The following is a 26,460-nucleotide window of genomic DNA, read 5'->3' as shown; positions in this document are numbered from 1 at the left end:
CGCAGTGAAAGTCAGGGTAGACGCACTCATGAAAACCGGCTTCGCAAAATCACAGGCAGGCGCAGTGGCGATCGAATTCGCCCTGGTATTCGTGATTTTTTTCGCTGTGTTCTATGCGCTGGTCAGCTACAGCCTGCCGTTTGTATTGATGCAGACTTTCAATGAGGCGACGTCCGAAGCAGTGCGCCGCAGCGTCGCGGTCGACCCGAATACCCCCGGTTACGCCGCCGTGGTGGTCAGCACCGCCAACGCCGCGCTGACCCAGCAATTGCAGTGGGTGCCACCCGCGCTGAACCTGGTCGTCGGCGTCGACACCTCGGCGGTGTATGACGCCACTCAAGGTACGCTGACGGTCAGGGTCGATTACCCCACCAGCAAGCTCAATCAGGTCATTCCGTTTCTGGTGCTGCCGGGCGTGGGTGCAGTACCGAGCCTGCCCGCCACCCTCTCCGCCGCGTCGAGCCTGAAATTTTGACCGGCGGCGACAATCTGTTCGGGCGCCTGCTCAAACGCGCACCAGTGCCTGCCAACGAGTTGCCCGACCCACTCGGTTCACCGCCGCTGGGCCTGCACCTGCAACTGGACCACGACGGCCGCGTGCTGCAGATGGCCGGGCCGTTGCGTCATCTGTTGGCGCAACAGCCGCCCCACGATTCGCCGCTGCCGTTATCGGCTTATTTGCTCGCGCACAGCACGCTGGCCATCGAGGGCCGCCCGCAGGACTGGCAAGGGCAAATGCTCGACCTGGATTTCCCCGGCCTCAGCGATCAGACCCTGCACCTGCGCGGCTGGGTGCAGCCTTCGGCGGCGGGCTGGGTATTGCAACTGATGGACATCGCTGACCTGCTGCTGAAGCGTCAGCAGTCGCGCCACCGCGAAGCGTGTCAGGCGTTGGCCGGACAGATCAGCGAACACTTGCGCGTGTGTAGCCTGACGCGTTTGCCGATGGTGGTCAGCGAGCAATTGCAGGCCATCGCCCAGCGCTGGCATATCCCGTGTCTGGCCATCGCGCTGCTCGACGAACAGGCACAGGGCTGGCAAATCTACGAACAGTATCGCGCCCACGATGCGCCGCTGCTGTGGCAGGACGGCCAGCGTCTGGGTACGCCGCTCGACAGCCTCAACGGCAGCGCGCCGCAACGCCTTGGCGCCCATCATGGCTTGTACGAACACGCGCGGGTGGAGGCCACGTTCGGCAACGCCGACGGGTTCGCCGTGCCCTACAGCGATGATCGTGGTGTGGTCGCGTGGTTGCTCTGCGGCTTCTATACCGTGGACGTTGCCGCGCCGCATCTGAACGACCGCGACTGGCTGGCATTGACCAGCGCACTGGCAGCGCCCCTGCTCGGCCGCTTGCGTGAGCAGCAGCATCATCAATACAGCGAACGCCTCGAATCGCTGCAAAGCCTGCTCGGCACCGGTTGGTGGGAAATGCTCGGCGATGACGTGCTGCTGGCTCCGGCGTTGCTCGAGGTGCTGCCTGCACACAGCGCGCGTATGCCGGTGCAAGACTGGCTGACACTGATTCATCCGGCCGATCGCGAGGAACTGCGCAGCCGCCTGCGCGCCCTGCAACTGCAAGGTGAAGCCCTGACCCTGAGCGTCCGTCTGCACCGCAGCGGTCCCGGACAAACACCCGTGTGGTATCGGGTTCAGGGCCAGGTCGCCGGCAGCGGAGAACAGCGGCGGCTGGTGGGGTTCATGCTCGACATCAGCGACACGCGCAACCAGCAGCAACGCGCCGAAGCCGCCCATGCGCGGCTGGATAACCTGATCGCCAGTTCGCCGGCAGTGATTTATGTGCAGCGCTACGTCGAGGGCGCGCTGCTTCCCGACTTCTTCAGCGCCAGCCTGCAGCCGCTGCTAGGCTGGACGCCGGACGAGGGCTGCGGCACCGACTGGGTGCAACTGGTGCACCCTGAAGACCGCGAACTGTATTTCGCCCGCAGCCGCCAACTGTTGCGCGAAGGCTCGGTGCGCGCGCGTTATCGCTTGCGCGACGCACGCGGTGAGTACCATTGGCTGCTCGACGAAGCCAGGCTGCTGCGCAATGACCTTGGCCTGCCGGTCGAAGCCGTCGGCCTGTGGCTGGACGTCACCGAAGCGACCCTCGCCGCCGAGCAGGTCAAACACAGCGAGGAACGCTATCGGATTCTGGTGGAAGACTCACCGGCGATGATCTGCCGTTATCGCCCGGACCTGACCCTGACCTTCGGCAACCGGCCGCTGGCGACTTATCTGGAATGCACGCCGGAGCAATTGCCGGGGGTCGATCTGGGCAGCTGGATGTCCGAGGAACAACGCGCCGCCTTCGTCCAGCGTCTGGCGCTGCTGACCCCGGAGTTGCCGGTGAGCACCGCCGAAATCAGTCTGCAATTACCTGGGCGCGAGCATGCGTGGTGGGTGTGGTCCGATCGCGGGGTGTTCGATGAACACGGGCGTTTGCTTGAAGTGCAAGCCGTGGGCCGCGACAACACCGAGGTGCGACGCTCGCAGCAGCAACTCACGCAAAGCGCGAAAATGGCTACCCTCGGCGAAATGGCCACCGGCCTCGCCCACGAAATCAACCAGCCGCTGAATGTGATGCGCATGGCCGTAGTCAACGTGCTCAAGCGCCTGGGCAACGGCGATGTGCAGATCGATTATCTGACCGACAAACTCAACCGCATCGACGCCCAGGTGCAGCGCGCCGCGAAAGTGGTCGATCACATGCGCGTGTTCGGCCGCCGCTCGGAGATCGAACAGCAACTGTTCAACCCGGCCTCGGCTATCGAAGGCACGCTGTCGTTGCTGGCCGAAGGCATGCGCGGCAAAGGTGTCGATCTGCGCATCAGCGAAACTGCTTTCAGCGTGCAGGTGCGCGGCTATGTCGATCAGCTGGAACAGGTGCTGATCAACCTGATGGTCAACGCCCGCGATGCGCTGCTCGGCAAACGCGAGAAAGACTCAACGTTCAGGCCATGGATCTCGATTTATGCCGAGCGCGACGAGCACAAGGTACGGCTGTGGGTCGAGGACAACGGCGGCGGCATCGACCCGCGCTTGCTGGAACGGATTTTCGAACCGTTCTTCACCACCAAACCGGTGGGCGTCGGCACCGGGCTCGGCCTGTCGGTGAGCTACGGCATCATCGAAAACATGGGCGGCCAATTGAGCGTGCGCAATTCGCTGGAAGGCGCACGTTTCTGCATCGAGTTGCCGATTGCCCCGGACGCCTAGATCACCAGATAGGCCTTGCCGGTCTGGCCGCAGGTCATGTTGGCGCCGACGTCAACGTCCATCAGGTTGATGCCCAAGGCTTTGAGCAGGTTGTTCAGCAGCGGGTCGAGCAACGGGCTGAGCAGGTTGGTGATCAGCGGTTGCAGAATGGCCGTGACATCGCTGATCAGACTGGCCACGCCGGTGACGATAGCCCCCAGCGGGTTGCTGCCCTGTGGCTTGTACACGATCAGATTGATCCCTGCCAAAGTGTTCGCCAGGCTGCTGACGATGTTGCTCGACGGCGCTGCTGAAATCACGCTCGGCGGCAGTTTGAGGTTGGCCGGTGTGGCGAATGGCGTGCTGCTGGAATACAACAGATCCTGAGAGTTTTGCGCAACGCTGGTATTGACCATGATCGCGATCCCGCCCGCCCCGTACTGAACGTGGGTGCTCTCATCACAGGTTCCAAGACCGAGAATCTTGTGACAGGTCACCGTGCCCAAATCAACCAGTGGCAACGGTGTAACCGTCGGTTCGGCAAGCGAGGAAAAAGCATTGGTCGGGTCGATCTTGCCGACCTTGAGGTCCGCGATCGAGGTGACGGTGTGGGCGGTCAGGCTTTTGGTGCCCGAAGTTCCCGGGCCGATCGGGCAGCTGTAATCGGTGACGTAACTGATAGCGCCACCGGCATCCAGGGCAATGTCGATTTCCGGCGACGGCAACAACTGCGGATCAAGCTGTTGGCAACCGGCGCCGAGCAGACATCCGACTGAATTAAGCGTCGCCACCAGATTCAAACTCAGCAGCGCGTTGAGGGTCGGGGTCAGTGTGCCGACCAACCCCAGCACCGCATTGACCAACCCGGTCACCCCGGACAGCACCGGCAGATTCAGTGAAAGCATCGTACGAATCTGCGCCGTGCGCACATAAATCCGGTCCGCCCCCAACGGATTGGCCTTGGCCCGCGCCGGATCACCAATTGCCGAGAACTGCGGCGGCTCGATCACCTTGACCCGCACCGTGACGTTGGCCAGCCCCAGCACGCTGATCGGCAAGGTCGCGGCCACCGCGCTTTTGCTGTTGGCCAGTTGCACCACACCCTGAATCAGTTGCAGCAGTTGCAGGTTGGCATCCAGCCCGGCCGCCGTGGTGCCGGTCTGCAACTGCAGGATGTCGCCGAGCTTGACCGGCGCAGCATTGATCGCCGCAACCTGCAACTGACCCAGCGCAGTGATCACCGTGGCGGTCGCGCCATTGAGCTGCACCACCGTCGCGGCCGCCTGAATCAGTTGGGTGACCGTGGCCTGGGTGTTGAGCAGTTGCGTGTAGTTGCCAGCGGCGACGTTGAGGTTGATTGCCAGTTGGTTGAGGTAGCTGAGCAGGTTGATGTCGGTGTTGAGCAGACCATCCCAACCCAGTGCCGTGAGGTTGACGTTGCCGCCGAGCAGCCCGGAAAACAGCGGATTGAGAATGTTTGACTGCGCAGTGTTGATGCTCGCCAGGGTGCTGCGGATGTTCAGTTGCGCAACCGTCGGGGTCGGTTGCGCGGCGACGGCCGAGGCGTTGAGCGTGGTGTTCAGACTGACCGTCGAGCCGCTGAACAAGGCCTGCACGCCGCCGGCAAAACTGGTGGTTACCGTGCGGCTGGCCGCGACCTTGATCGCCGTCGACTGGGTCGCGTCGGCAGTGAACGCGCGCAGCCCGCTGGCCGCGGTCTGTACGCTGCCACAAGTGGTCACCAGAGTATTGTTGCTATCGACGATGTAGCCATTGCGCACGGCGCTTTGTCCGGCATAAGTGGCCGCGCTGAGACCGGACTGACAATTGCCGCCGCGACTGACCGCTTCCAGCGCCGCGCTGTCGACCACCCGCTGCAACTTGCGCTGCTCCATGTACAGCCGACCGGTATCGACCACCAACAGCATCAACACCAGCGCCAGGCTGAGGGTGGCAGCCGCCATCAACCCGATCGCCCCGCGTTGCCGGGCCTTGCCGTTGAACTGCATACGAGGCGACATGGCGCACTCCTTTGCCGGCGCGTTGCCGAGCGCTACCTCCGATGGTGGAGTTGAGTGTAGACGGCGCTAGTGGCAACGCGCCATTTGGTGCTGCACAAAACCCCGCAGGTCTTCGCCTGCTCGCGAATGCGCTGTGTCATTCAACATGGATGTGGCTGGCACGCCGCCTTCGCGAGCAAGCCCGCTCCCACAATGGGGATTTGTGGTGGGGCAAAAAAATGGGAGCCGCTGGGGCTCCCGTTGTGTAAAGCGGCTTAGCGCGGTGGATAGTTGGCCAATATCCGGCCCACCGTTTCGCGCACCGCTTTGCTGCGATCCTCGGGGTTCGGCGTGCTGCTGAGCATCTGCTCGTCGCTGCCGCGCCACACCAGTTTGCCGTCCTTGCCGTCGAGCAGGTCGATCTGGATCGTCGCCACTTTGTAGGTGATGTTGCGGGTTTCGTTGTACATCGGTGCGCCCCAGTATCCGTTCCACGGGCCGCCCCAACCGCCGCCGTAGTTGGTGGTGACTTGCTGCTGGCGATCCTCGACGATCAGATAGGCTTGCACGCTCAGGTCGCCCTTGGTGCCCGCTGCCGCAGGACGCAAGCCACGCTGGTCGAGCTGATCACTGACGGCCTGGCGAATGCGTTGTTCGGTCAGGTCGCTCTTGATCCGTGGATCATCAGGGCGGTATTGCAGCGCGGGTTCTTTCCAGTTCCAGCTGCGATAGGCGGCAAAGTCGCGGCTGGCATCGAAGTCGTGATTGACCTGGTTGGCAGCGCAGGCGCTGAGCAGTGCGGCCATGGCCAGTAAAGCGAGACGGCGGAACATGGGTTTTCTCCGGTTGAAGGCATAAACCTGCGATGCGTTCTCACCTGAAGTCTAGCTCGGCGGATAGGCCGACAGGGCTTTTTCCAAAGCCTCGCGAATGGCGTCGGTGCGCACCAGTTGGCTACCCTGATTGGCGGTTTCGGCGCTGGCGCTCCACACCGGTTGACCGGTGCCGGCGTCGAACAGATTGACCTGCACCACCACGACCTGCTCCTGATAAGTGCGAACAATCGGCACGCTGTTGTAGATGCCGTAACCGCGCCCGTAGCGATCATAGCCACTGTATCCGCCGTAACCGTAATCGTCCTGGACCTGACGCAAGCGGGTTTCCAGACGCAGATTGGCGCTGACCAGCAGGTCGGCCGGACGGTTGTCGTGCAACGGCCGCAACCCGCGCTGATCCAGTGCATTGCTCACCGCTTCGGCCACTTGCGCCGAATCGGCCCAGGCCGTGCCCGGCGGCAACTGACCGTTGAGCCAGGTCCAGTTGCGATAGCGCGCATAGTCGCGCGGCGGCGCCGGATAGGCGCTGCGATCAAAGGTGTTGGCGGCTTGAGGCGGCGCCGGTGGCAAGGGCCGCGATTGCGCTACGTACGGGTTGCTGCCCTGGCAGGCAGCCAACCCCAGACAGATCAGCAATAACCCGGATTGAGCTTTCATGTGGTGCTCCGATCAGATCGGCCGGCAGATCCAGTGCAAGTAACGCCCAAGCCCGGCGAAGCTTGGGTGGCGACGGTGAGCGAGCTCCATCTCCAGCAAATCCACCAGTTCGGCGCGAGCCTGGAATTCCACCGGCATGTAGTCGTGGAAAACCCGGATCCCGCTCTGGCTTTCGACCTGCCACAACCCTTCGAGTTGCGTTGCCAATTCTCGCGGATCGAGCGGCTGTTGCGGGGTCAGACTCTGCTTTTCCCCGGCCAGGGTGTTCTTGCGCATTTTCTTGAAATGGCCTTTGAGCAGGTTGCGGTAGATCAGCGCATCGCGGTTATAGAACGCCAGTGACAACCAGCCACCGGGCTTGGTCAGTTGATGCAGCACCGGCAGGATCGCATGCGGTTCGGCCAACCATTCGAGCACGGCGTGGCAGATCACCAGATCGTAGGGTTCGGTGAGCTGACCGAGCAGCTCCTGCCACGGCGCCTGAATGAACGTTGCGCTCTGCCCGGCTTCGGCGAAGCGCTGACGGGCGCCCTCAAGCATCGGCTCAGCCGGTTCGGTAAAGGTCACCTGATGGCCGCGCTCGGCCAGCCACAGCGACATGTGGCCCAGACCGCCGCCGATGTCCAGCACGCGCAACGGTCGATCCGGCAACGCTTCGGCAAGATCGGCCTGCAATACTGCGAGGCGAATCGCACCTTTGGCACCGCCATAGATTTTTTCGGCGAAACGGGTCGCCAACTGATCGAAATGCCGGTCGCTCATCAGCTGAACCGCCGTTCGCTGTCGGCGAGCTTGCTGCGCACCACTTCATTCATGTCCAGCCCCAACTCGCTGCAAAGCAGCAACAGATACAAGACGATGTCGCCGACTTCCTGCCCGGCATGCGCCAGTTTGTCCGCGGGCAACTGGCGCGACTGGTCTTCAGTCAGCCACTGGAAGATCTCCACCAGCTCGGACATTTCCACGCTGGCAGCCATGGCAAGGTTTTTCGGGCTGTGAAATTGCCGCCAGTCATTGCGGTCACGAATGGCGTGCAGGCGTTCGGTCAGTTCAACAAGGTTCATCGGGTTCTCCTGAAGGCGTATAGCTTCGGGGGGATGCCAAACGAAGGCAAGGGGCACGCGTCGCTCCCACACAGGATTGAGGCAAACCCTCTATAGTTGCAGGGAACTCGGCCACCTGCGTTGTGGCCCAAGGCTCAGCTCTTTCATCAGGATGCACACATGCAGGTAGAAAGCTTTTTCGAATGGCTCGGCCAGGCGCTCGGTTCGGTCATCCGCTTTATCGTTGATGGCCTCAGTGGCCTGTTCAATGTGCTGAGCCATGCCGGCGGCAACTTTGTCGACGGTCTGGCCAAGACGTTGGGCATGGACACCTCGATCATCAGCATCCTCGCGCTGATTGTCGGTTTGATGCTGCTGTGGTCGGCGATTCGCGCGTTCATGAATGCGTCGATCATTGCCGGGATCATCTGGTTGCTGCTGGGGTTGTGGTTGTTGAGCTGGATCATCCACTGACACCTCTCTTCCCATGTGGGAGCGGGCTTGCTCGCGAAAGCGTCAGATCAGTAAAAGCTGTTTTGACTGACACACTGCCTTCGCGAGCAAGCCCGCTCCCACAATAGGTCGCATGAATCGCTACAATCCCCGCTCCCCCAAGGAGCCTCCATGTCCAACCTGATTGCCGACTGGCGCGACCGCCCGACTCACCGCAAGGTCTGGGCGCTCGCTGCGCCGATGATTCTTTCGAATATTTCCGTGCCGCTGGTGGCGCTGGTCGACAGCACCGTCATCGGCCACCTGCCCCATGCCCATCAGTTGGGTGCGGTGGCGGTCGGTGCCAGCCTCTACACTTTTCTTGCCTGGGCCATGGGTTTTCTGCGCATGGGCACCACCGGGTTTGCCGCCCAGGCCGCCGGGCGCAGCGATGGCGCGGCGTTGCGGCAGATTCTGTTGCAGGGTTTGCTGCTGGCGCTGGGACTGGCAATCGTGTTCGGCACTCTCGGCGTGCCGCTGAGCGGCGTGGCCCTGCACTTCATGCAGCCGTCAGCCGAACTCGATCAACTGACCCGCGAGTTCTTCCACACCCGACTATTCGGCTTGCCGGCAGCACTGGCCAGTTACGCCCTGGTCGGCTGGTTCCTCGGCACCCAGAACGCCCGAGCGCCGCTGGCGATTCTGCTGAGCACCAACCTGATCAACATCGCTCTCAACCTGTGGTTCGTGATTGGCCTGGAATGGGGTGTGGTCGGCTCGGCCCGGGCCTCGGTGATTGCCGAGTGGAGCGGCGCCCTGCTCGGCCTGTGGCTGACCCGCGGCGCCTTGCGCGCCTATCCCGGGCACATCGCCTGGGCGGCCTTGAAGGTCAGGCAGAGCTGGCGCCCGTTGCTGGCAGTCAACCGCGACATTTTCATCCGCAGCCTGGCGCTGCAATCGGTGTTTTTCCTGATCACCGTGCAAGGCGCGCGATTGGGCGATGCCACAGTGGCGGCGAATGCCTTGCTGCTCAATGGCCTGCTGTTGACCGCGCATGCACTGGACGGCTTGGCCCATGCGGTCGAAGCCTTGTGCGGCCACGCCATCGGCGCCCGCGACCGCCTCGCCCTGCGCCGCTCACTGGTGGTGGCCGGCGGCTGGTCGCTGCTGGCCAGCCTCGGTTTCGCCGCGCTGTTTCTGTTGGGCGGGCACTTGTTCATCGAGATGCAGACCGACATCCAGAGCGTGCGCGACACCGCGTTCATCTACCTGCCGTATCTGGCGGTGTTGCCGCTGATTGCGGTCTGGAGCTACTTGCTCGACGGTCTGTTCATCGGCGCCACCCGTGCCCGGGAAATGCGCAACGGCATGCTGCTGACCATCGCCCTGCTGCTGCCATTCGCGTGGGCACTGCAAGGGCTGGGCAATCATGGGCTGTGGATAACGTTCCTGCTGTTCATGGTCTTGCGCAGTCTGACTCTCGGCGCCTTCGCCCTGTGGCTGCGGCGTAACGACGGCTGGTTCAGCGGCGCCACTCACTGAGTCGGTGTGTGTTTGACGAACGCCACGACCTGATCGAGTACCGGCGCCAAGCGCCGCAGCGGCCGCGACAGGGTCGCCACCAGCGTCACATGATTGGGGCGCGAGTAATACAGGTCCTGCACCGGCACGCCGACCTCACGCAGTTTTTTCGCGAGGCCGGCGGTGTTGCGCGTCGGGTTGACCAGATTGTCCTTGGTCGCAGCAATCAGCAGCGCCGGAGGCTCCCCCGGCCTGACGTGGTTGATCGGCTGCGATTGCGGCGGTGAGTCCGGCCAGAAAAACACCGGGCGCACGTCGGTATTGTTGATCGGCAAAAAGTCATACGGCCCGGCCAGGCCGATCCAGCCGCTGAGGTCTTTCGACGACATGCCCACCGCCCCCAGCAGGCCAGGGTCCAGCGCCAGCATCGCGGCGTTGTAGGCGCCGGAGCTGTGGCCCATCAGATACAGGCGTTGTGGGTTGCCGGAGAACTCGCGGATATGCGCGCGAGTCCAGGCGACTGCCCGCGCCGAGTCTTCAAGAAACAGCGGATAGCGCACTTGCGGGTACAGCCGATAATCCGCCAGCACCGCGACAATCCCCCGCGACGCCAGCGCCTCGCCGACAAACGCGTAATCGCCACGCTCACCGCTGTTCCAGCTGCCGCCATAGAAGAACACCACCACCGGCGCGTCCTCCAGCGGCTGGCGCGGCACGTAGACGTCGAGTTTCTGTCGAGGATCATCGCCATAGGCAATCCCGGCGGTTTTGTGGAACGTGTCGTCGGGGGTCAGCGCATTGAGCACCTTGACCGGGGAACATCCCGTCAGCACCAGCAGCAGAAACCCGCCGAGGACTGCGCCGAACCGCTGCCACAGAGGATTTGTCATGGATGTCGCACCTCAAGATTGATCGTTCTGCCACTGTCGCCGCACATGGTCGAGCCGTTCCTGCTGGGTCAGCCCGTCCGGCATGCCTGGCAATCCCGCTCGGGGATGCTGCAAGCGTAGCCACAACCAGCCATCCAGCACGGTTCGGTCACTGAAACCCAGGGTCAGCCCCTCCTGCACATGGGAGGCCATCCGCGTGTAATCGGTTCCGAGTGATTGGCACCAGCGCCAGATGTGGTGTTCCAACAGGCAACTTTGCAAACGTTCGCGCTGACGATGGGTAAGGCTTTCGTCGATCCCCAACGGCTCGACCGCCCACTGCGGATTGCGCAGTTGCTGCCAGCCCTGACTGCCGATGGCGAGGTCGGCCCAGGTGCCACCGAACCAGCGCATCAGCCGGATCGGCCCGAGCCAGCGGCTCAAGTCGGCGGCATCACAGGCATCGAAGAAATAACTCGCTGTCTGCCGGTTGTAGTAACCGAGCAAGGCACGGTGGTTGAGCCCGAACGAAACGCTGAGCATCCGGCGCAGGTGGTTCAGAAGTGTCTGCTGCGAAGCATCGCTGGCCAGCAGCAGACCGCGCCAGGTCTGCGGATCGCGGTGGCACAGCGCAGCCAGTGCCGGGCTCTCGTGCAACTCGACCAGCAGCGGCCCGTACTCGCTCACCGCTTGAAACTCGGTGCCCTCGAGCAGCCGCGTGCAACGTACTCCGGCGAAACCCTGACGCAGTATCGCCAACGCCTGCTGCGCGTCGGTGCCGTCGAGCAACAGCCACTGTGCCTGCTGGGCAAACCCGACGCCGCTCAAGTGGCGCCGCCCTGATCCAGCGACGCGACCAGTCGGCAACTGCAGATCGACGCCGTGCAATGGTTGTAACTGCCGCCGCCGGGCAACAGGCACAACAGCAACAGCGGTTCGGCGGACTGGAGCCATTGCGCCAGACCCGCACTCGCCAGCACGTCCGGCAGCGCCAGTGACTCGTCGACGTCTTCGATCACCGCCGGTTCCTGCAGCACGCCACTGATCACCGGTTGATCCGGATCGCCCTCATGAAAACTCACCACCACTTCGACCCCTTCACGCAACGATGCCAGCGACGTGTCGCTCAACGCCGGCGCCAGCGGCAGCCAACAGTGGCTGGCGGCAGCGCCTTCGCCCTGGTAAAGCCAGTCAAACTGCACGGCCACCGGTCGCAGGTCGTCAGGTTGTGGTTCATCGACCGTCACCACCCAGGCACGTTGCAGGCTGTGCATCCGCGGTCGGGTACAAGTGCTCGCCAGCGGAGGGAGTGGCGCCTGGGCGGCGGCAACGATCCGATTGCTGTAAGACGGCTCGCTGGCGGGGTCAGCACGATGCTCGATCCGGCTCAGCAACCAGCGGCGGTTGCACTCGGTAAACGGATGTTCGGTCAGCGCCAGCCACTGCGCGCTGCGCAAGGTCGGCAGATCGCTGTGGCCGTAAGCTTTGCCGATCCGGGCGGGATGCGCGCCCGCATCCGGCGCATTCATCTCTATCTGCCAGCGTCTTACCGTCGCCGCACTCGCGCCCGTGTCCACAGACGCCACACCCGCCACGGGCAAGCGCGCAGGATCATCGGCGAAAACCACGCAGTGCCCGTCGGGCCGGTGCTCGAAGTAGTAATGAATCCCGGCCTGCGCGCACAGGCGTTGCACAAACTGCAGATCCGATTCGCAGTACTGGGTACAAAAAGTGCGCACCGGGTAATCGCAGTGCAAATCAAAGCGTCGTTGCGCACCGATGATCCCGTGCTCCTTGAGCACCTGAGCGAGGATCTGCGGCACGCACTGGCTGCTGAAAATCCGCTGGCTGAACCGTAGCGCCAGGCAACTCAGCTTCGGCCCCAGCGTCACCCGACACAAGCGGCAACCCTCGGCGTGCTCGTGCTGGACAAGACTCTGCAATTGTCCGCTCAAGCCATTGTGCAGGGGGCCGAACTGCAGGAACGCCGAGCGGAAAAGCAGACCGGCAAGGTCCAGTTGCGGATCATCGATCAACAGATCGATTGCAAAAACGAAGGGTTCGCTGATGCCCTCACTCCCGGTAAAGGCCAGCACCTCGAAGGGGTCGGGCAGCCCCGCTACATCGAGACGAAACGACGGCTCGTTGACTGATTCGAACATGGGCGGATCTCTACAGGAGGGACGGCCGGGGATTCTCGCCGAGAGCCATGGCCGAGTAGAGAGCTGAAGTACAACTTAGGAAATGACCTACGCGAAAAGCAGACCGGATGACTTCACGGGCGATGTCATGCAGTCTTTTCGCGGGGAATTTGGGAGATGTCCCACCGGGTCATCCGAATTTTCCGCAGCTTGCGGAAAAATTTCAGACAACCCGGTGCAACAGACCTGACTCAGGAAGACAGGTAGGAGGAGCGGGTCAGCCCCAGACGCAAGGCATCGAGGAACTGCGTGCGCTCGCTGGCACTGATACGGGCACTGGCGCACTTGTCGCGGTAGTGGGTCATCAGTTCTTCCGGCGACAAGTGCACATAACGCAGCATGTCTTCGATGGTGTCGTGGGTCTCGATGCCGGCGTGGTACACGCTGCCATCGGCGTTCTGGTAGATGTTCACCGAGTCGGTGTCACCGAACAGGTTGTGCATGTCGCCGAGAATTTCCTGATAGGCGCCGACCAGGAACACGCCCAGCAGGTAGTCTTCACCTTCGTTCAGACCGTGCACTGGCAGGCTGGTCTCGATGCTCTGCTCGTCGACGTACTGGTTGATCTTGCCGTCGGAATCGCAGGTCAGGTCTTGCAGCACGGCACGACGCAGCGGCTCTTCGTCCAGACGATGCAACGGGATGATCGGCAGCACCTGATCAATCGCCCAGGTGTCCGGCAGGCTCTGGAACACCGAGAAGTTGCAGATGTACTTGTCGGCCAGCTTGTCGTTCAGTTCGTCGAGCACCTGACGGTGCGAACGCTGACGCGCCTTCAGCGAGTTGTGCAGGCGGCGGCACACAGCGAAGTAGCACTGCTCGGCCAGGGCCTTTTCCGCCAGGGTCAGTTTGCCGTCAGCGTACTGCGAAGCCACGTCGCTCATGTAGTGCGTGGCGCGCCAGTAAGTCTCGGTGACCATCTCGATGTCGGTCGGGCCGAGCAGGTCCACCAGCCACTGCACGGTTTCCGGCAGGTTTTCCTTGTTTTCGATCAGCGGGATTTCGTCGTTGTGTTTCTCGACGTCGGTCACCTGCACCACCAGCATCGCGTGGTGCGCGGTCAGCGAGCGGCCGCTTTCGGAGAAGATGTGCGGATGCGGCAGGCTCTGCGCGTCGCAGAATTCCTTGAGCATGCCGACCACGACACCGGCGTAGTCGTCCATGTCGTAGTTGATCGAACTGGCGTTGCGCGAGTGAGTACCGTCGTAGTCGACACCCAGACCGCCGCCGACGTCGATGTGATCGACCGGCAGGCCAAGGTTGCGCAGCTCGCCGTAGTAACGGATCGCTTCCTTGAAACCGTGCTGGTAGTCAGCCAGGTTGGCGATCTGCGAACCCATGTGGAAGTGCAGCAGGCGAATGCCCTGATCGAGGCCGGCAGCGCGGAAGCGTTCGACCACCGACAGCAGTTGCGCCGCCGACAGACCGAATTTGGATTTCTCGCCACCGGTGTCCGCCCACTTCGAGGACGCCAGCGACGACAGGCGCACGCGCAGACCGACCTGTGGCTTGACCTTCAGCGAGGCGGCTTCTTCGATCACCAGGCCGACTTCGGATTCTTTCTCGATCACGATGAACACGTTGTGGCCGAGCTTCTGGCCCATCAGCGCCAGACGGATGAACTCGCGGTCCTTGTAACCGTTGCAGACGATGGTGCCGCCCTTCGGCGCCAGCGCCAGCACCGCCAGCAGCTCAGGCTTGGAGCCGGCTTCCAGACCGATGGAAACGTTCTGGGTGGCGATGATGTTCTCGATCACCGCTTCTTGCTGGTTGACCTTGATCGGGTACAGCGCGGTGTACTTGCTCTGGTATTCCAGGCGCTCGATGTTCGAGTCGAAAGCACCGGTCAGCTGACGGACACGGTCTTGCAGGATGTCGGGGAAACGTACCAGCAACGGCAGGGACAAGCCGCTCTTGCGCAGTTGGTCGACTTGTTCGAACAGGTCGATAGGCGAACTGCTCGGGCCGTTCGGACGAACTTCGACGCGACCGGCGTCATTGATCGCGAAATACCCGGCCCCCCAATGGCGAATCCCGTAAACACTGCGGCTGTCCGCAACTGTCCATTGGCTGCCATCGTCTTTACGTGTGCGTCGTACGGACATCGAAGTCCCCTATAAAGAAGTCATAGTGCGTCGCCTGATCGCAGGCCGGCGCAGTCTAAAGAATGAAAATGACGATTCGTCAGCGCGGCGGTAGACCGCGCTGACCGCGTGTAGTTTAGAAACCGGTATGAACAGGCTCTGTGAAAACCATGGAGACGACGCCGGCGCTGAGCATTTCAGAGCCGGATCAAGCCGCAGGTGGTTTTCACAGAGGCTGCTAGCCGCCGGACTTCTTCGCTTTGAAACCGAGCTTGATCAGTTCTGCCAAGAGTAGCTCGACATGATCGCCCTGGATTTCGATGATCCCGTCCTTCAACGCCCCACCGGTGCCGCAACGTTTCTTCAACGTTGTCGCCAGCTCCTTGAGGGCGTCTTCGGCCAATGGCACGCCGGTAATGGTGGTCACCGTCTTGCCGCCACGGCCCTTGCTCTCGCGACGCACGCGGGCAATGCCGTCCCCGGCCGGGATCACGGTTTGTTTGCAGATACAGGCGTCCACCGGCTTACTGCATTCCGGGCAATGACGACCTGCGTCGGTGGAAAATACCAGGCCACCAAGGGCGGCGAAGGATGCGGCTTTTTTGGCCACCGGCAATCCTCTTGGGAGGACAAAGACTGATCGCAACCTTGGGCAAGGTCATCGACCGCGAAGCCCCACTCAGGCAGGGGCAGCGCTACTGCACCGTGCGCTTCAACAAAAGCAGGTCGGTGCAGCTTGAAAAGGTCGCGCAGTGTAACGGCAAAAAGCGCAATTGCTAAGAGCCAATCGGCGCCAATTTATGAGTTCTTTGCGACGTCGCTTTGCTGAGCCTTCAGATAGCGCTTCAACGCGGCCAGAGAGTCCGGACAGTAAGGCTTTTGCTCGATTTCGCGCATCACCTGTTCGACCGGAATGAAGCGTGCTTCCAGCACTTCTTCAGGCTGCAGTTTCAGCGGGCCGTCCCACACCGCGGAAAATGCCGAACACCACAGACGGTTGCCGGTGTCTTCGAAGAAGAAATGATCGTGGGCGGTCAATTCCACCCCGCTCACCCCCAACTCCTCTTCCAGCTCCCGGGCTGCGGATTCGGCGTAGGTTTCATCGGCCTGCACCATGCCGCCTGCCGCAACATCCCAGTAACCGGGATAGATCGCCTTGCTCAAGGTGCGCCGATGCACGCAAAGCTCACCGGCACTATTGAACAGCATGATGTAGGTGCCGCGACCGATCAGCCCGCGTTCACGCAAATCGGCCCGCACCAAGGCGCCGAGCAGGTTGTCCTGCTCGTCGACCCAGGCGATCTGTTCGGCATCGGAGGCGGCGCGGTGGGCCGCCTCTTTGGCGCTCTCGACCATGACTCAGCCCTGATTGAGCAGTTGACGCAAATCGATCACCGCTGCGTTGGCCCGAGAAATGTAGTTGGCCATCACCAGCGAGTGGTTGGCCAGAATCCCGAAGCCGCTGCCATTGAGGATCATCGGACTCCAGACTGTCTGCTGCGAGGCCTCCAGTTCACGAATGATCTGACGCACGCTGACCGTGGCGTTCTTCTTGGCCAGTACATCGGCGAAGTCCACCTCGATGGCGCGCAACAGGTGCGACAGGGCCCAGGCCTGACCGCGAGCTTCGTAGAACACGTTGTCGATCTGCATCCAGGGAGTTTCCACGACTTCCTCATCGACCTGTGGCACCTGCCCCGGCGCCACGACTTCAGTCTTCAGCGCGGTGTTGAGCTTGACCCGACCGACACTGGCCGACAGTCGTTGCGACAACGAACCGAGACGTGTGCCGACATCGCCCAGCCAGTTGTTCAGGTTGTCGGCGCGAGCATAGAACAGCGCGTTTTTCTGCGAAGGATCGGACAGGCGCGCCTGATAGCGGCTCAGGGAATTGATGCCTTCCTGATATTCCGACTCGCTCGACGGCAGGATCCAGCTCTTGTTGTCGAAGTTGAAACGCGGCTCGGCCTTGGCCAGATCGGCGTCTTCGGCCGACTGCGATTGCGAGCGGGCGAAGTCCTTGCGCAGGGCACGGGTCAAGTCACGTACCTGCACCAGCACGCCGTATTCCCAGCTCGGCATGTTGTCCATCCACAGGCCCGGCGGGAAACGGTCATTGGCGATGTAACCGCCCGGCTTGTTCAGCAAAGTACCGGCAACGGTTTTCAGGGTTTCGACCGTGGTGTAGCCGACGACCATCTGCTTGCCTTCTTTTTCGGCCGCAATCTGAGCGTTCTGCGCCACCGGGAACAGCGCCGGCTCCTCGCTCCAGTAAATGCCCAGGGCGATGGTCACCAACAGGTAAATGCCGACCAGTGTGGCCAGCGCACGGCTGAACAACAGGCCGCCGAAATAGCTGCGGGTGGCCGACTTGGGCTCGGCGGCACGTTCAGGCGCGCTGCCCGCGCGGTTCTTCCAGTCCAGCATGGCGATATCCTTTCAATCACTTGGGTTCAACGGTTCGACCACAACCATACAACAACGTGCCAAGGCCGGCACCCGCCCGTAAAGATAAGCAGCAAATCCGCGGCGCGGACGAAGCATCCGCCAGAGTCTAGGGGAATACCTGATACCGCACCGGCAAAAATCCTTCGCTGAGCGGTTTTTCAAGCACGCAAAAACCATTCAAGAGCTTTATGTCAGCCGCAGCGGAAAGTCAGGTGAATGATCCCGCCGGCCACCGCATACCCCCGGCCTTCGGGGACTTGCCCGACGAACAGGTCCGTTTTGAAACCCGCCAGTCAGAAACTGAATTGTGTCGCACCGCAGATTATTGACGCACGACACTGATGTAAGGGAAAAGAGGTGCTAGCATAGAGCCACCAGTCGATCTCAGCATGCACCCTAACTAGTAGTCAGGATATGACCGAGCCAGAAGACCCCAGCCGTGAGCGCCTCAAGCACCACTTTGCCCAGCGGGTAATTCATCAGGCACGTCAGATTCTTGAGATATGGCAGCGCCTGCAACGCAGTGAGTGGTCCACTGCCGACCTCGCCGAACTGAGCGAGGCCAATCTGCGCCTGCTGCGTTTTGCCGAGCGTTTCGAGCAGCCTGAGCACACGCAACTCGCGCGTCATATCGGTCAGTCGCTGGAAGCGGTGGACGCCAATCGTGGGCGCCTGAGCAGTGGCCTGATCACCGATCTCAATCGTTTGATGCAGCGCCTGTCGCGCACCGGTCTGCGCCATGGCGATCAACTCGACCAGACCTTCCTGCCACCGCTGCGCAAACCGATCTACGTGATGTTGCAGGATCACGACCGCGCCGAGCGGCTGGCCAAGCAGCTGGAATTTTTCGGCCTCACCGCGCAGGCGCTGGACAGTGTCGCGGCGTTTCGCTCCTCGATGGTCGAGCGCTTGCCGGCTGCGATCGTCATGGACGTTGACTTCAGCGGCGCTGGCGTCGGCCTGCAACTGGCCGCCGAAGCCCAGGTCGGCCTGGAAGAACCGCTGCCGCTGCTGTTTTTCAGCCTGCACGAAACCGACACCCCGACCCGCCTCGCCGCCGTGCGTGCCGGCGGCCAGGAATTCCTCACCGGCACCCTCGAAGCCTCGAGTCTGCTGGAGAAGATCGAAGTCCTGACCTGCGTCGCCCAGTACGAACCTTATAAAGTGCTGATCATCGACGACTCCCGCGCCCAGGCCTTGCACACCGAGCGCCTGCTCAACAGCGCCGGGATCGTCACTCGCACCCTGATCGAACCGATCCAGGCGATGGCCGAACTGGCGGATTTCCAGCCGGATCTGATCATCCTCGACATGTACATGCCGGCCTGCACCGGCACCGAACTGGCCAAGGTCATTCGCCACAACGACCGCTACGTCAGCGTGCCGATCATCTACTTGTCCGCCGAGGACGATCTGGATAAACAGCTCGACGCGATGAGCGAGGGCGGCGACGACTTCCTGACCAAACCGATCAAGCCGCGGCACCTGATTACCACCGTGCGCAACCGCGCTGCCCGTGCGCGCAACCTCAAGGCGCGGATGGTCCGGGACAGCCTCACCGGCCTGTACAACCACACGCACATCCTGCAATTACTCGAAGACTGCTCGTTCCGCGCGCGCCGCGAGAACAAGCCGCTGAGCTTTGCCATGCTCGACATCGACCACTTCAAGCGAGTCAATGACAGTCACGGCCACCCGATGGGCGACCGCGTGATCAAGAGCCTGGCGCTGTTCCTCAAACAACGGCTGCGCAAGACCGACTTCATCGGCCGTTACGGTGGCGAAGAATTCGCCATCGTCATGCCCGACACCGACATAGAAGCGGCGCACAAAGTGCTCGACGAGATCCGCCAGCGCTTCGCCGAAATCCACTACCCGGCGCAGCCGCAGGATTTGTGGTGCACCTTCAGCGCCGGCGTGGTGGAAATGCAAGAGGACTCCGACAGCCTGATGATGGCCAGCCAGGCCGACGAGGCGCTGTACCGCGCCAAAGGTGCCGGACGCAATCGTGTACAGACCGCGTACGGATCAAAGCAAAGTGCCACTTTTTCATCGGAATCCACCGATTCGGTCATAACCCTGTAACAGAACCGCAATAAATTCAGGCGCTTACCATTTCTGCCGTTGGTAGCCGTCATGCGCCTGAAGTTGCTCACCAATCTCAACACTCTGCTGCTGGTCGCCGTCTGCGTGGCCCTCGGCGCGACGCTGTGGTGGTCGCAAAAAGCCCTGGAGCGTCCGTACCTGTTGATGGAGCGCTACCTGGGCCTGTCGCAGCAATTTCAGAATGATGTGGCGCGCAATGTCGAGGATTACCTCGCCAGCGGCGACGCCCTGCGCCTGAGCAGCGCCAGCCAGGCCATCGACGGCTTGCAGAAGGAACTCGGCGAACTGCCACCGGCACTGGCCGAGACCCTGCGCCCAAGCCTGTCGAGCCTCGAAGATTTCAGCAAAACCGACCTGCTCGCAGCCGGCAAACTGGCCGGTGATCCGCAAGCACTGCTGTTGCAGGCCGAACGCGAACTGAGCGCCAGCCTCGATCAGCTCAGCACCTACGCCAATGGCAACGCGACGTACCTGACCCCCCTGCTCACCGCCTCGCAGCATCTGGGCAAGCTGTCGCTGGCCCGCGACAAACTGGTCAGCAGCGGCCGCAGTGAACTGGCCGCCGACGTCGAGCGCGAGGTCAGCAACATCCGCGCTCAGGCGCAGGTGATCGATGCCCTGCCCCTGCTCGGCGTGGTCGCCAAGAACGAATCCGGCAGCGATGATTTCGCCGCCATGATGGGCATCGAAAGCAACGAAAAAGCCGCCGCCGAAGACGCTGGTGTCAGCCTCAAGCGTGAACTCAACAGCCTGCTGGGGCGCTATCCGGCGGAGCTGGAACGCACCCGCGAGCAGATCCAGAAACGCACCGACCTGAGCACCGCCACCCACCTGAAGATCGCCGCCGTGCAGCAGGCCATCGCCGGCCTCGAACCAGTGGTGCGCGCGCAGCACGGGCAGATCCAGGGCGAAGTGCGCCTGATGCAAGGCGTGATGATCGGCCTGATTCTGTTGATCGCCCTTCTGATCGACACCCTGCAGCGGCGCCTCGCCCGCACCCTGACCAACCTCGCCCCGGCGCTGTCGACTTGGGCCGAGGGCGACTTCAGCAACGACATTCACTTGGGCAAGACCAACCGCGAGCTGCACGACATCGAAGCGTCGCTCAATCGCTTGCGCGCCTATCTGGTGGATCTGGTCGGCACGATTCGCGGCAATGCCGAACAAGTCGCCGGCAGCAGCCGTACCCTCGCCGAACTGAGCAACGAGCTGCACAGCGGCGCCGAACATCAGGCCGGCGATACCGCGTTGATCCGCGACTCCCTCGGCGAACTGGAGGCGACCATTCAGCAAGTGGCCGGTGATGCGCGCCAGGCCGCGGACGCCAGCCGCCATGCAGGGCTGGCGGTCGAACATGGACAGACCGTGATCGGCCAGAGCCTCACCGGGCTGCACGCACTGGTCGGCGAGGTGCAAGGCAACGCGCAAATGATCGAGCACCTGGCCGAAGAGTCGGCGACCATTGGTGGCGTGCTGACGGTGATCCGTTCGATTGCCGACCAGACCAACCTGCTGGCCCTGAACGCAGCGATCGAAGCGGCGCGGGCCGGGGAAATGGGTCGTGGTTTTGCGGTGGTGGCCGAAGAGGTGCGCTCACTGGCGCAACGCACGGCCGGCGCAACGGCGGAAATCCAGACGCTGATCGCCGGCCTGCAAACCGCCGCCCGACAATCGGTCGAAGGCATGCGCGCGCAGGTCGAACACGCCGAAGCCACGGCCAATCAGGCGCAGGCGGCGGACGGCGCGCTGGATAAAATCGTCGGTGCGATCCAGACCATTTCCGACACGGCGATCCGCATCGCCGATATCACCGCCCAGCAGAGCGGCGCGGTCAGCGAGATCCGTGACCACAGCGAGCGGATTCATCAATTGGGCGGGGATAACCTGCTACGCATCGGCGAAGGCCGCGAACAGGGCGAGAACCTGCTGGTATTGGGCGGACAACTGCATACTGCGGTGCAGGCCTTCCGCGTCTGACAGACCGCTATCGCGAGCAGGCTCACTCCTACAAGGGAACGCATTCCAACTGTAGGAGTGAGCCTGCTCGCGATAGCGTCATTCGCATCAGCGCAAATCTTGCGGAATGACCGGATCAAATTACTCAGTCACAAATTTCGCGTAAACATCGGTCATCGTGCTGGCTATTGCAGAGAACTGGACAGTCACAAAGTCTTTGCGGCATAGTCGCCGGGTTCTGACGACTGCTCATTCATAACAAGGAACACGCAGATGGCAACCCTACTGGTGCTGCACGGCCCCAACCTGAACCTGCTCGGCACCCGCGAACCCGGCACCTACGGTTCAACGACCCTGGCGCAGATCAATCAGGATCTGGAGCGCCGCGCCCGTGAAGCCGGCCATCATCTGCTGCACCTGCAAAGCAACGCCGAGTACGAATTGATCGACCGCATCCATGCCGCTCGCGGCGAAGGTGTCGATTTCATTCTGATCAATCCAGCAGCTTTTACGCACACAAGCGTCGCATTACGTGACGCGCTGCTGGGAGTGAGCATCCCATTCATCGAAGTGCATTTGTCCAACGTGCACAAGCGCGAACCTTTCCGCCATCACTCTTACTTCTCCGATGTAGCGGTGGGAGTGATCTGCGGCCTTGGCGCCAGCGGTTACCGACTGGCCCTGGAGGCCGCACTAGAGCAGCTTGAAACACAGGCAACAGCTTGAACCACAAGCGTTAAACGCCCCTGACCGACCCTTGGGAGTTGATGATTCATGGATATCCGTAAAGTTAAGAAACTGATCGAATTGCTGGAAGAGTCCGGCATCGACGAGCTCGAGATCAAGGAAGGCGAAGAGTCCGTACGTATCAGCCGTCACAGCAAGACCCCGGCTCAGCAGTACTACGCTCCGGCGCCGATGCAGGCTCCGGCCGCTGCGCCTGCCGCCGCTGCCGCTCCAGTGGCTGCCGCCGCTCCGGCTGCCGCTGCTGCTCCAGCACTGAACGGCACCGTGGCCCGCTCGCCAATGGTAGGCACCTTCTACCGTAAATCTTCGCCAACCTCGCCAGCCTTCGTTGAAGTCGGCCAGACCGTGAAGAAAGGCGACACCCTGTGCATCGTCGAAGCCATGAAGATGATGAACCACATCGAAGCTGAAACCAGCGGTGTGATCGAATCCATCCTCGTCGAAGACGGCCAGCCGGTTGAGTACGACCAACCGCTGTTCACCATCGTTTGAACTGCGGAGAGCCTTTGATGACTGCGAAGTTGGAAAAAGTTCTGATCGCTAACCGCGGTGAGATCGCCCTGCGGATTCTGCGTGCCTGCAAAGAGATGGGCATCAAGACCGTCGCCGTTTACTCCAAGGCCGACAAAGAGCTGATGCACCTGGGTCTGGCAGACGAATCCGTCTGCATCGGCCCGGCTTCTGCCGCTCAGTCCTACCTGCACATCCCGGCCATCATCGCTGCCGCTGAAGTGACTGGCGCCACCGCCATTCACCCAGGCTACGGTTTCCTCGCGGAAAACGCCGATTTCGCCGAGCAGGTCGAGAACTCCGGCTTCGCCTTCATCGGCCCGAAAGCCGACACCATTCGCCTGATGGGCGACAAGGTATCGGCCAAGCACGCGATGATCGAAGCCGGCGTGCCAACCGTTCCAGGTTCCGACGGCCCACTGCCGGAAGACGAAGAAACGGCGCTGCGCATCGGTCGTGAAGTCGGCTACCCGGTGATCATCAAGGCCGCTGGCGGCGGTGGTGGTCGCGGCATGCGCGTGGTGCACAAGGAAGAAGACCTGATCGCCTCGGCGAAACTGACCCGCTCCGAAGCTGGCGCGGCGTTCGGCAACCCGATGGTCTATCTGGAAAAATTCCTGACCAACCCGCGTCACGTCGAAGTTCAGGTGCTGTCCGACGGCCAGGGTCACGCCATCCATCTGGGCGACCGCGATTGCTCGCTGCAACGCCGTCACCAGAAGGTTCTCGAAGAAGCGCCGGCACCGGGCATCGACGAGCAGGCGCGCCAGGAAGTTCTGGCTCGCTGCGTCAAGGCGTGCATCGATATCGGTTACCGTGGCGCCGGCACGTTCGAGTTCCTGTACGAGAACGGTCGTTTCTACTTCATCGAAATGAACACCCGTGTTCAGGTGGAGCATCCGGTTTCGGAAATGGTCACCGGTATCGACATCGTCAAGGAGATGCTCAGCATCGCCGCTGGCAACAAGCTGTCGTTCACGCAGGATGACGTGGTTATCCGCGGTCACTCGCTGGAGTGCCGGATCAACGCTGAAGACCCGAAAACCTTCATGCCGAGCCCGGGCACGGTCAAGCATTTCCACGCCCCAGGCGGCAACGGCGTTCGCGTCGATTCGCACCTGTACAGCGGTTATGCGGTTCCGCCGAACTACGACTCGCTGATCGGCAAGCTGATCACTTACGGCGCCACCCGCGACGAAGCCATGGCGCGCATGCGCAATGCCCTGGACGAAATCGTGGTGGACGGGATCAAGACCAACATCCCGCTGCACCGTGATCTGACCCGCGACGAAGGCTTCTGCAAAGGGGGCGTGAACATTCACTACCTCGAGCACAAGCTGGCTGGCGAGAAGCACTAAGCTTCAGCCCGCACCTGACAAAGCCGCCTTCGGGCGGCTTTGTTGTTTCTGCAGGTTTCATAAAACCCTGTGGGAGCGGGCTTGCTCGCGAATGCGGTGTATCAGATACCTTTATTGTGTCTGGCACAGCGCTTTCGCGAGCAAGCCCGCTCCCACAGGGTGAAATGCAGCTCCCACAAAACCTGCGCGCTCGCGTAAACTTGCGCGCTTCTCGCTGGCCGCTAGGCTGCAATCATATTTTTTCAAAGGTGCCCGCCATGCCTTGGCTGCAAGTACGTCTCGCCATCAGCCCGGAACAAGCCGAAACCTACGAAGACGCTTTCCTTGAAGTCGGCGCCGTTTCGGTGACCTTCATGGACGCCGAAGATCAGCCGATCTTCGAGCCGGAACTCAACACCACCCCACTGTGGGCGCACACGCACCTGCTGGCCCTGTTCGAGGGTGGCACCGAGCCTGCGCCGGTACTCGCGCATCTGGAACTGCTGACCGGCAGCCCGCTGCCCGAGCATCACAGCGAAGTCATCGAAGACCAGGACTGGGAACGCAGCTGGATGGACGGTTTCCAGCCAATGCGTTTCGGTCAGCGCCTGTGGATCGTGCCGAGCTGGCACGCCGCGCCCGAGCCTGATGCGGTCAACCTGCTGCTGGATCCGGGCCTGGCGTTCGGCACCGGCACCCACCCGACCACCGCCCTGTGCCTGGAATGGCTCGACGGCCAGGACCTGAAGGACTGCAACGTGCTGGACTTCGGCTGCGGCTCGGGGATTCTGGCGATTGCCGCCCTGCTGCTCGGCGCGAAAGAAGCGGTCGGCACCGACATCGACGTGCAGGCGCTGGAGGCCTCGCGCGACAACGCCGGGCGCAACAACATCGCCGATGAGCTGTTCCCGCTGTACCTGCCGGAAGATCTGCCGCAGGTCAAAGCCGACGTGCTGGTCGCCAATATTCTGGCCGGCCCGCTGGTTTCCCTGGCGCCGCAGCTGTCCGGCCTGGTGAAAAGCGGCGGTCGTCTGGCGCTGTCGGGCATCCTCGCCGAACAAGGTGAAGAAGTCGCCGCCGCCTATGCGCAGGACTTTGATCTGGACCCGATCGCCAATCGCGATGGCTGGGTGCGTATCACCGGCCGCCGGCGCTAGAATGACCGACTGCATAATCCGGATCGCCGCATGACTGACAGTTTCGTCACCCAGTGCCCGCATTGCCAAACCAGCTTCCGCGTCAGCCATGCTCAATTGAGCGTGGCCCGCGGGGTGGTTCGCTGTGGCGCCTGCCTGCAAGTGTTCAATGCCGCCAAACAGCTGCTGGAACAACACGCCGGCAAGGACGCGGTCACCCCGGTGGCACCGGCCATGGTCGAGCCAGTACCGTCTCAGCCGGTGGTCAGCGAGCCGCCGCCGGTGGTCGAAGCGCCCGTCAACGACGAACCACCCGCGCCGCGCGCCATCAGCCAGAAGCAATGGAGCGCCAACGAGCTGGACCTGGACAGCCTCGACCTCGACGAAGAACTCGCCCGGCTCGAACAACGGGAAATCCAGCCGACCACCGAATTCGGTCGTCAGCGCGAAGAGTCTCTGAGCGCCCGCCGCGACAGCCACGAAAGCGATGAAACGGAGTGGCGCGACAGCCTGTTCAGCGCACGCGACGATGAGCGTCTGCCCGAGCCCGAAGCTGCAGCCGAGCCTGAGATCGTCGAAGCCGAACCACTGAAAACCACGCGCACCGAGCCTTCGTTGTCGCTGGAGCCGGTGGATCTGGACGACGAACCGCCGATCCCGCAACTGCGCCTGCACGACCCGATCGATCCGAATGCCCGCCGCGAACGCCTGTCCGCCGCCATAGAGCCGGACGATGACGACTTGCCATCGGTCGCACCGCTGCGCAAAAAGCGTGAGCGTGCCGAACCCGGCGTACGCGCTGAAGTGCTGCAGGACCTGACCGACGACCCGCTGCAACTGGACTGGCAGAAACGCCGTTCGCCCTGGGGCCGACGCCTGCTCTGGGGCTTGCTGGTGCTGTTGGCCGCCGCCGGTCTGGCCGGCCAGTACATCGCCTATCATTTCGATGAACTGGCGCGGCAGGATCAGTACCGCCCATGGTTCCAGCAGTTCTGTCCGCAGATCGGCTGCTCGGTGCCGTCCAAGGTCGACATCGGCAAAATCAAAAGCAGCAATCTGGTGGTGCGCAGCCATCCGGAGTTCAGCGGGGCGCTGGTGGTGGATGCGATCATCTACAACCGCGCGACGTTCTCCCAGCCGTTTCCGCTGCTGGAACTGCGTTTCGCCGACCTCAACGGTCATCTGATCGCCAGTCGTCGCTTCAAACCCGGCGAATACCTCAACGGCGACCTTGAAGGCATGGCGGAAATGCCGCCGCAAACGCCAATCCACATCGCGCTGGATATTCTCGATCCAGGCCCCAAAGCGGTGAATTACAGCCTGAGTTTCCACTCGCCCGAGTGAATCGCTTCATCGCTTCAGGTTTGACGGCAGTTTTC

23 protein-coding genes are annotated in these 26,460 nt (G+C 62.2%); 11 read left to right on the top strand and 12 right to left on the bottom strand.

Annotated features, from left to right (window positions below; translation table 11 throughout):
- Positions 1 to 28: 28 nt before the first annotated feature.
- Both LCH64_RS08315 and LCH64_RS08310 read left to right on the top strand, forming a co-directional pair.
- On the top strand, positions 29 to 475 hold the full coding sequence (locus tag LCH64_RS08315) for a TadE/TadG family type IV pilus assembly protein (RefSeq protein ID WP_103484592.1): 447 nt from the start codon (positions 29 to 31) through the stop codon (positions 473 to 475).
- Positions 472 to 3,219 carry a PAS domain-containing protein gene (locus tag LCH64_RS08310; RefSeq protein WP_226499946.1) on the top strand — a complete coding sequence of 916 codons (2,748 nt, stop codon included), beginning with the start codon at positions 472 to 474 and terminating at the stop codon, positions 3,217 to 3,219. Before LCH64_RS08315 ends, LCH64_RS08310 begins: the two co-directional genes overlap by 4 nt.
- On the opposite strand, the gene LCH64_RS08305 is transcribed toward LCH64_RS08310, so the two are convergent.
- The 5 genes from LCH64_RS08305 to LCH64_RS08285 form a co-directional block, all read right to left on the bottom strand.
- Positions 3,216 to 5,219 carry a pilus assembly protein TadG-related protein gene (locus LCH64_RS08305; RefSeq protein WP_226499945.1) on the bottom strand — a complete coding sequence of 668 codons (2,004 nt, stop codon included), beginning with the start codon at positions 5,217 to 5,219 and terminating at the stop codon, positions 3,216 to 3,218. The two genes, LCH64_RS08310 and LCH64_RS08305, sit on opposite strands and share 4 nt — an antisense overlap.
- A gap of 254 nt (positions 5,220 to 5,473) precedes the next feature.
- The gene (locus LCH64_RS08300; protein WP_226499944.1) at positions 5,474 to 6,031 is read right to left on the bottom strand and encodes a DUF4136 domain-containing protein; all 558 of its coding nucleotides are present in this window, start codon (positions 6,029 to 6,031) and stop codon (positions 5,474 to 5,476) included.
- A 51-nt stretch (positions 6,032 to 6,082) separates the two neighbouring features.
- A complete protein-coding gene (locus tag LCH64_RS08295) occupies positions 6,083 to 6,691 on the bottom strand; it encodes a DUF4136 domain-containing protein (RefSeq protein ID WP_226499943.1) in 609 nt (202 codons plus the stop codon).
- Between the two features lie 12 nt (positions 6,692 to 6,703).
- Complete coding sequence (locus tag LCH64_RS08290) at positions 6,704 to 7,453, bottom strand: methyltransferase (RefSeq protein ID WP_003221296.1); 750 nt, start codon at positions 7,451 to 7,453, stop codon at positions 6,704 to 6,706.
- Positions 7,453 to 7,755 (bottom strand): MazG-like family protein, encoded by a 303-nt coding sequence (locus LCH64_RS08285; RefSeq protein ID WP_007951009.1) that lies wholly within the window; start codon positions 7,753 to 7,755, stop codon positions 7,453 to 7,455. Before LCH64_RS08285 ends, LCH64_RS08290 begins: the two co-directional genes overlap by 1 nt.
- A 159-nt stretch (positions 7,756 to 7,914) precedes the next feature.
- Here LCH64_RS08285 and LCH64_RS08280 point away from each other — a divergent pair, with 159 nt between their 5' ends.
- The gene (locus LCH64_RS08280) at positions 7,915 to 8,208 is read left to right on the top strand and encodes a hypothetical protein (protein WP_003221294.1); all 294 of its coding nucleotides are present in this window, start codon (positions 7,915 to 7,917) and stop codon (positions 8,206 to 8,208) included.
- A gap of 150 nt (positions 8,209 to 8,358) precedes the next feature.
- Positions 8,359 to 9,708 (top strand): MATE family efflux transporter, encoded by a 1,350-nt coding sequence (locus tag LCH64_RS08275; RefSeq protein WP_226499942.1) that lies wholly within the window; start codon positions 8,359 to 8,361, stop codon positions 9,706 to 9,708.
- Here the strand turns inward: LCH64_RS08275 and LCH64_RS08270 are convergent.
- The 7 genes from LCH64_RS08270 to LCH64_RS08240 all read right to left on the bottom strand — a co-directional run bounded on the left by LCH64_RS08270 (position 9,702) and on the right by LCH64_RS08240 (position 17,268).
- Positions 9,702 to 10,577 (bottom strand): alpha/beta hydrolase, encoded by an 876-nt coding sequence (locus tag LCH64_RS08270; RefSeq protein ID WP_226499941.1) that lies wholly within the window; start codon positions 10,575 to 10,577, stop codon positions 9,702 to 9,704. The genes LCH64_RS08275 and LCH64_RS08270 overlap by 7 nt on opposite strands.
- 12 nt (positions 10,578 to 10,589) lie before the next feature.
- On the bottom strand, positions 10,590 to 11,384 hold the full coding sequence (locus LCH64_RS08265) for a DUF4123 domain-containing protein (protein WP_226499940.1): 795 nt from the start codon (positions 11,382 to 11,384) through the stop codon (positions 10,590 to 10,592).
- Positions 11,381 to 12,718: a contractile injection system protein, VgrG/Pvc8 family gene (locus LCH64_RS08260; protein ID WP_226499939.1), complete on the bottom strand. Its 1,338-nt coding sequence runs from the start codon at positions 12,716 to 12,718 to the stop codon at positions 11,381 to 11,383. The genes LCH64_RS08265 and LCH64_RS08260 overlap by 4 nt, the downstream gene beginning before the upstream one ends.
- Before the next feature lie 230 nt (positions 12,719 to 12,948).
- Entirely contained in the window at positions 12,949 to 14,862 is a 1,914-nt protein-coding gene (speA, locus tag LCH64_RS08255) for an arginine decarboxylase (protein ID WP_003221289.1), read from the bottom strand.
- A 217-nt stretch (positions 14,863 to 15,079) separates the two neighbouring features.
- The gene (locus tag LCH64_RS08250; RefSeq protein ID WP_003221288.1) at positions 15,080 to 15,451 is read right to left on the bottom strand and encodes a translation initiation factor Sui1; all 372 of its coding nucleotides are present in this window, start codon (positions 15,449 to 15,451) and stop codon (positions 15,080 to 15,082) included.
- A 188-nt stretch (positions 15,452 to 15,639) separates the two neighbouring features.
- On the bottom strand, positions 15,640 to 16,197 hold the full coding sequence (locus LCH64_RS08245) for an NUDIX hydrolase (RefSeq protein WP_003221287.1): 558 nt from the start codon (positions 16,195 to 16,197) through the stop codon (positions 15,640 to 15,642).
- A 3-nt stretch (positions 16,198 to 16,200) separates the two neighbouring features.
- The gene (locus tag LCH64_RS08240; RefSeq protein WP_003221286.1) at positions 16,201 to 17,268 is read right to left on the bottom strand and encodes a DUF2333 family protein; all 1,068 of its coding nucleotides are present in this window, start codon (positions 17,266 to 17,268) and stop codon (positions 16,201 to 16,203) included.
- 435 nt (positions 17,269 to 17,703) lie between these two features.
- Between LCH64_RS08240 and gcbA the strand changes: the two genes are divergently transcribed.
- From gcbA to LCH64_RS08205, 7 genes are all read left to right on the top strand, one after another.
- Positions 17,704 to 19,374, top strand: a complete 1,671-nt coding sequence (gene gcbA, locus LCH64_RS08235; RefSeq protein ID WP_103520860.1) for a diguanylate cyclase GcbA — start codon at positions 17,704 to 17,706, stop codon at positions 19,372 to 19,374.
- A 51-nt stretch (positions 19,375 to 19,425) separates the two neighbouring features.
- A complete protein-coding gene (locus LCH64_RS08230) occupies positions 19,426 to 21,372 on the top strand; it encodes a methyl-accepting chemotaxis protein (protein WP_226499938.1) in 1,947 nt (648 codons plus the stop codon).
- Between the two features lie 252 nt (positions 21,373 to 21,624).
- Positions 21,625 to 22,077: a type II 3-dehydroquinate dehydratase gene (gene aroQ, locus LCH64_RS08225; protein WP_003221283.1), complete on the top strand. Its 453-nt coding sequence runs from the start codon at positions 21,625 to 21,627 to the stop codon at positions 22,075 to 22,077.
- Positions 22,078 to 22,125: 48 nt separating this feature from the next.
- Positions 22,126 to 22,590 (top strand): acetyl-CoA carboxylase biotin carboxyl carrier protein, encoded by a 465-nt coding sequence (accB, locus tag LCH64_RS08220; protein WP_024164417.1) that lies wholly within the window; start codon positions 22,126 to 22,128, stop codon positions 22,588 to 22,590.
- Between the two features lie 17 nt (positions 22,591 to 22,607).
- Positions 22,608 to 23,966: an acetyl-CoA carboxylase biotin carboxylase subunit gene (accC, locus tag LCH64_RS08215; protein ID WP_045122275.1), complete on the top strand. Its 1,359-nt coding sequence runs from the start codon at positions 22,608 to 22,610 to the stop codon at positions 23,964 to 23,966.
- 257 nt (positions 23,967 to 24,223) lie between these two features.
- The gene (gene prmA, locus LCH64_RS08210; RefSeq protein ID WP_041068147.1) at positions 24,224 to 25,102 is read left to right on the top strand and encodes a 50S ribosomal protein L11 methyltransferase; all 879 of its coding nucleotides are present in this window, start codon (positions 24,224 to 24,226) and stop codon (positions 25,100 to 25,102) included.
- 30 nt (positions 25,103 to 25,132) lie between these two features.
- Positions 25,133 to 26,425: a DUF3426 domain-containing protein gene (locus LCH64_RS08205; RefSeq protein WP_226499937.1), complete on the top strand. Its 1,293-nt coding sequence runs from the start codon at positions 25,133 to 25,135 to the stop codon at positions 26,423 to 26,425.
- Positions 26,426 to 26,460 lie beyond the last annotated feature (35 nt).

The organism is Pseudomonas sp. MWU16-30322, assembly GCF_020515535.1.
GTDB classification, from domain to species: Bacteria; Pseudomonadota; Gammaproteobacteria; order Pseudomonadales; family Pseudomonadaceae; genus Aquipseudomonas; species Aquipseudomonas fluorescens_H.
Note: the sequence above shows the minus strand (reverse complement) of the source record. Positions and strands in the feature narration are given on the sequence as shown.